Here is a 4,351-nt window from a genome sequence, read left to right on the forward strand (position 1 = left end):
GCGATACCCCGGGTAGGGCGTGCCGAACGGAAAGTTCGGCGCGCACGTGATCACCTGCACCGTGTGCCCCGCGCGCACCCACTCCCGGGCGTGCTCGTAGGTGCGCGACGCCGGTGCGTTCACCTCGGGTGGGAAGTTGTCGGTGATGAAGACGATTCGCATGCGCGCCCAGGAACCGTTCGCCGCTCCGCGGGGAAGGGTCCTGCGGCCAGAACCCCCAACAGTGCATGCACGCCCTCGACTCAAACACACTCGCCAGGAGACCCCGTGATGGCATTCGACCCCTCCCGCATCCCTGGCCTCGAACCGCTCACGCGTGACTACATGATCGCATTCGACAGGGTCGCGGCGTTCTACGGGGGAGACCCCCACGATCTCACGGCGTATGACCGGGTCGCCGCGCGGGTCGATGCGCGGTGCCTCCCCCGCGCGGAGGTCGCCACCGTGCTGACCGAGCAGAATCGCGCCTTCAGATGCGACCCGCGGGCACTCGCCTCCATCGACGCCTTGTCTGCCCCTGGCACGCGCGCGGTGGTGACCGGCCACCAACCGATTCTATTCGGCGGTCCGCTGTTCGTGATGCTGAAGGCGCTCACCACCATCAAGCTGGCACAGACGTTGAATGCACGCGGGCGAGGCGTTCACGTCCCCGTCTTCTACATCGCCTCAGACGACCACGACCACCGCGAGGCCGGCACCCTTTCCCTGCGCGGCGCCGATGGAGAGCGCCGGACACTCACCCACCGGGGAACCGGCGGTGACGACCGCGTTCCGCTGTCGCACGTGCAGCTTGGAGAAGAGATCGAGGCGCTTCGCCAAATGCTGCTCGACGCGCTGCCCGACGGGCCAGGGCGAGCGCTCACGACCGCCCGCCTCGAAGCGGCGTGGCGTATCGATCACACCTTCTCTCGCGCGTTCGGGACCTGGATGAGCGGTCTCTTCAGCCCGCACGGCCTGGTGATGCTCGACCCCGCCGACCCGCGCCTGAAGGCGCTCTGCGTCGATGCAGCGACGAAAGAGATCACGCATCGCTCGCCGTCGACCCGACGCGTGCGCGAGACAACGACACGACTCGCAGACCTCGGCTACGTGCCCCAGATCAAGCTGAGAGCCAACCGTCTCAACCTCTTCCTGCTCGAAGACGGGTCGCGAAACGCCCTCGAAGCGCGAGACGACGGTTTCGTGGCCACGCCTGGTCAACGAGAGATATCGCAACACGACCTGCTGGAGACCTGCGTCCGCGCGCCCGAGCGCTTCAGCCCCAACGTCGTGCTCCGCCCCATCATGCAAGACCTGCTGCTGCCCACCGTGGCCAGCGTTCAAGGCCCCGCTGAGATCGCCTATCATGCGCAGCTCGGCGGCGTCTACGCCGATTTCGATCTGCCCATGCCCATCATCGTTCCGCGCAAGAGCGTGACGCTGCTCGAGGCCAGAGACGCCCGGACCCTCGAGGCACTGGGCCTCTCTGTCTGCGACCTCTGGCGCGACCGAGAGACCCTGGTGCGAAGCGTGCTGCACCAGCGACTGCCCCAGGCGCTGCACCAGAAGCTCGACGACGCGCGCGCCGCGCTTGCACAAGGGCTTGAGGCCTATCGCGCGCTGGCCCGCTCGGTCGATCCGGATCTCGAGCGCACCGCGGCCTCTACGCAGGCGAGGCTCATGCCCCAGATCGCGCATCTCGAACGAAAGATCACGGACGCCGCATCCGCGCGGGAGGAGAACCTGTCGCGAAAGCTGCGGCGGGCCTGCGGCGAGGTCTTTCCCGAAGGGGTCCTGCAAGACCGTTTCACCCCGATCGCGAGCATTCTCGCCGCACACGGCGACGCCATCGTCGAGACCCTGCTCACGCGCATCGACCCGCTGCGCTTCGAGCACAGCGTGATACCGATCTGACATCTGTAGGGTGACGGCCACCGTGGCGGGTTCGAAGCCCTCTCACCGGACCGCGTACCCGCGGCCGCTCAGCTGACGTCGACGGCCACAGCGTTGCTCTCCGAGACCTCCGCAAACCAATGCGCGCTGCGCTTGGGGGTTCTCGCGAGCGTCTCCCTGTCGACGTGCAGAAACCCATAGCGCTTCTTGTAGCCGTTGATCCACGAGAAGTTGTCGAGCAGCGACCACATGTAATAGCCGCGCACGTCGACGCCTGCCTCGATGGCGCGATGCACCGCAGCCAGATGATCGCGGACGAACGCGATGCGCGGGGCATCATCGATCTCGCCATCGACCCACGCGTCATCGAGACCCAGGCCGTTCTCGGTGATGTACAGCGGCATGTCCGGGCAGATCGCGTGCACCTCTCTCAGCACGAGCTCCAGGGCGTCCGGGTCGATCTCCCACGCCCAGTCGGTGTAGCGCCCACGCGGATTTCGCACGAAGCGGAACAGTCCCTCGATGGAGAGCCGGCAGGGTTCGTGCGCTCGCCCCGTGTTGTTGATCGAGAACTCCGTGCGGGTGCTGTCGGCCGATGCGTGGTGCGGATAGTAGTAGTTCACCCCGAGCCAGTCACAGCGGGCGATGCGCTGCTCAGCCACGCCTTCGGGAAGGAGAGAGCGCCGCGCATAGAAATCGAGGACGTCTTGCGGGTAGGTTCCCCGCATCACCGGTTCGAGGAACCATCGATTGAGGAGGCCATCTGCGAGCCGTGCGGCTTGCGCGTCACCTGGCCCGTCACTGGCGGGGAGCACCGGCGAGACGTTGAGACAGATGCCGATGGCCCCATCTCGCCCGCTCTCGCGAAACCCACGCACCGCCGCGTCGTGGGCCTGCAGCAAGCGATGCGACGCCAGAACCGCGGCGCGGTAGTCGTGCAGGGCGGGTGGATGCAGCCCGGTCACATACCCGTTGAGAATCGTCCAGGCAGGCTCGTTCAGCGTGCCCCACAACGTGACCCGATCACCCAGGCGCTGGAAGCAGACGCGCGCGTATGCCGCGAACCGCTCCACCGTACGAGGGTCCTCCCAGCCCAGAAGCGCAGATGGGTCCGAAGCCTCGCTCTGGGCGCGATTCCACGCACACGCGGCCTTGCCGAGCGCAAGTGGAAGGTCCCAGTGGTACAAGGTGGCGTTCGGGGCGATGCCCGCTTCGAGGAGCGCATCGATCAGCCGATCGTAGAAGTCGAGGCCGGCGGTGCTGAACGCCCCCGCGCCGTGTGGATCGACCCGTGGCCAGCTGATGGAGAAGCGATAGCCGGTGTGCCGCAGACGCTGCATCCACGCCACATCATCTGCCCAGCGACGAACGTGATCGCAGGCCAACCGAGGGGTCGCCGCCTCGAAGATGCGCTCGGGGAAGCGGTCGCAGAACTCGTCCCAGACAGAGAGACCGCGCCCCTCGCGGCCTTCGATCTGCAAGGCTGCCGTGGCCGAGCCCCAGACGAACCCCTGTGGAAAGCGCAGCAACCTGCGTCTTTGCAAAGTATGATCGCTCAACGCCTGAACACGGGAGAGGGGGGGCTACAGGCTGACCTTGGCCACGATCTGCAGGTGGTCTGACGCCTGCTGCGACACTCCAGGGATGTCTACCACATGCGAGTCGAGAACCTTGTCGCGCTGCGACGCCGGCACGATGATGTGGTCGAACTGCTCCGGACCGTGGCCATGACCCTTGCGCGGATCTGCCGGCCAGGTGCGGCGTTCCTTCTCAGGCTGTCCCTGGAGGGTATCAACCATGCTATCGCCGCCCGGCGGATTCAGGATGGCCTGCACCGACTTGTCTTCGGTACCGTCGTTGAGGTCGCCCATGAGCGCGTAGAAGCGGCCCGGGTAGGCTTTCATCTCAGACTGCATGATGCGAACCGCCTCGCGCCCTTCGGCGATGCGCTGGTTGTCGGGGTTCTCCCCACCAGGATGGGCGGGATCACCCGGAGCGTAGACGCGACGCGATTTGGCGTGGGTGGTGTAGATCGTCATGGGAATGCCCTTGACGTCGATGTCGGCGCGCAGCAGATCGCGGCTGAACTTCGTCTCACCTGACCCGTCGGCCAGGGGGAACCGCGCATCGGTGTGGCTTACCACGTTGGTGATGGGATACTTCGAGGCCACCGCAACGTGGACGCCGCGGGCGTCGTTGGTCTCTGCCATGGCGATGAAGGGGAACTTGCCCGGCAGCTTCTGGGCAAAGAAGGCTTTCACGTTCTCGAGGTTCGTTCCGACCTCGTTGAGGGTCACCACGTCGGCGCCCGACTGATCGATGTTGCGGGCCATCTGATCGAGCTCGGCCTGGCTCTTCACGCGCTTGCCCATGGCGGGGTCGGCCTCGCCGGGCGTGAACCAGTTCTTGATGTTGTACTGCCCGAGGGTCACGGTCTCTCGAGGCGTGTCGTCAGCAGCGGTGGGAGCGGCGCCGCCGG

The 4,351-nt window shown here is 66.3% G+C and carries 4 protein-coding genes; 1 reads left to right on the plus strand and 3 read right to left on the minus strand.

Annotation, left to right across the window (positions count from 1 at the left end):
• Nucleotides 1-162: glycosyltransferase WbuB (locus EB084_20525; protein NDD30653.1), on the minus strand; the 162-nt coding region annotated here is incomplete at its 3' end.
• A 108-nt stretch (nt 163-270) separates the two neighbouring features.
• Between EB084_20525 and bshC the strand changes: the two genes are divergently transcribed.
• Complete coding sequence (bshC, locus tag EB084_20530; GenBank protein NDD30654.1) at nt 271-1,893, plus strand: bacillithiol biosynthesis cysteine-adding enzyme BshC; 1,623 nt, start codon at nt 271-273, stop codon at nt 1,891-1,893.
• Between the two features lie 68 nt (nt 1,894-1,961).
• Here the strand turns inward: bshC and EB084_20535 are convergent, their stop codons facing one another.
• Nucleotides 1,962-3,431, minus strand: a complete 1,470-nt coding sequence (locus EB084_20535) for a glycosyl hydrolase family protein (protein ID NDD30655.1) — start codon at nt 3,429-3,431, stop codon at nt 1,962-1,964.
• Between the two features lie 24 nt (nt 3,432-3,455).
• Complete coding sequence (locus tag EB084_20540; GenBank protein ID NDD30656.1) at nt 3,456-4,304, minus strand: endonuclease/exonuclease/phosphatase family protein; 849 nt, start codon at nt 4,302-4,304, stop codon at nt 3,456-3,458.
• Nucleotides 4,305-4,351: the final 47 nt, after the last annotated feature.

The organism is Pseudomonadota bacterium (assembly GCA_010028905.1).
Lineage (GTDB): Bacteria > Vulcanimicrobiota > Xenobia > RGZZ01 > RGZZ01 > RGZZ01.

Coding starts and splice junctions, on each gene's coding strand:
- bshC (NDD30654.1), top strand. CDS start 271: ATGGCATTCGACCCCTCCCGCATCCCTGGCCTCGAACCGCTCACGCGT.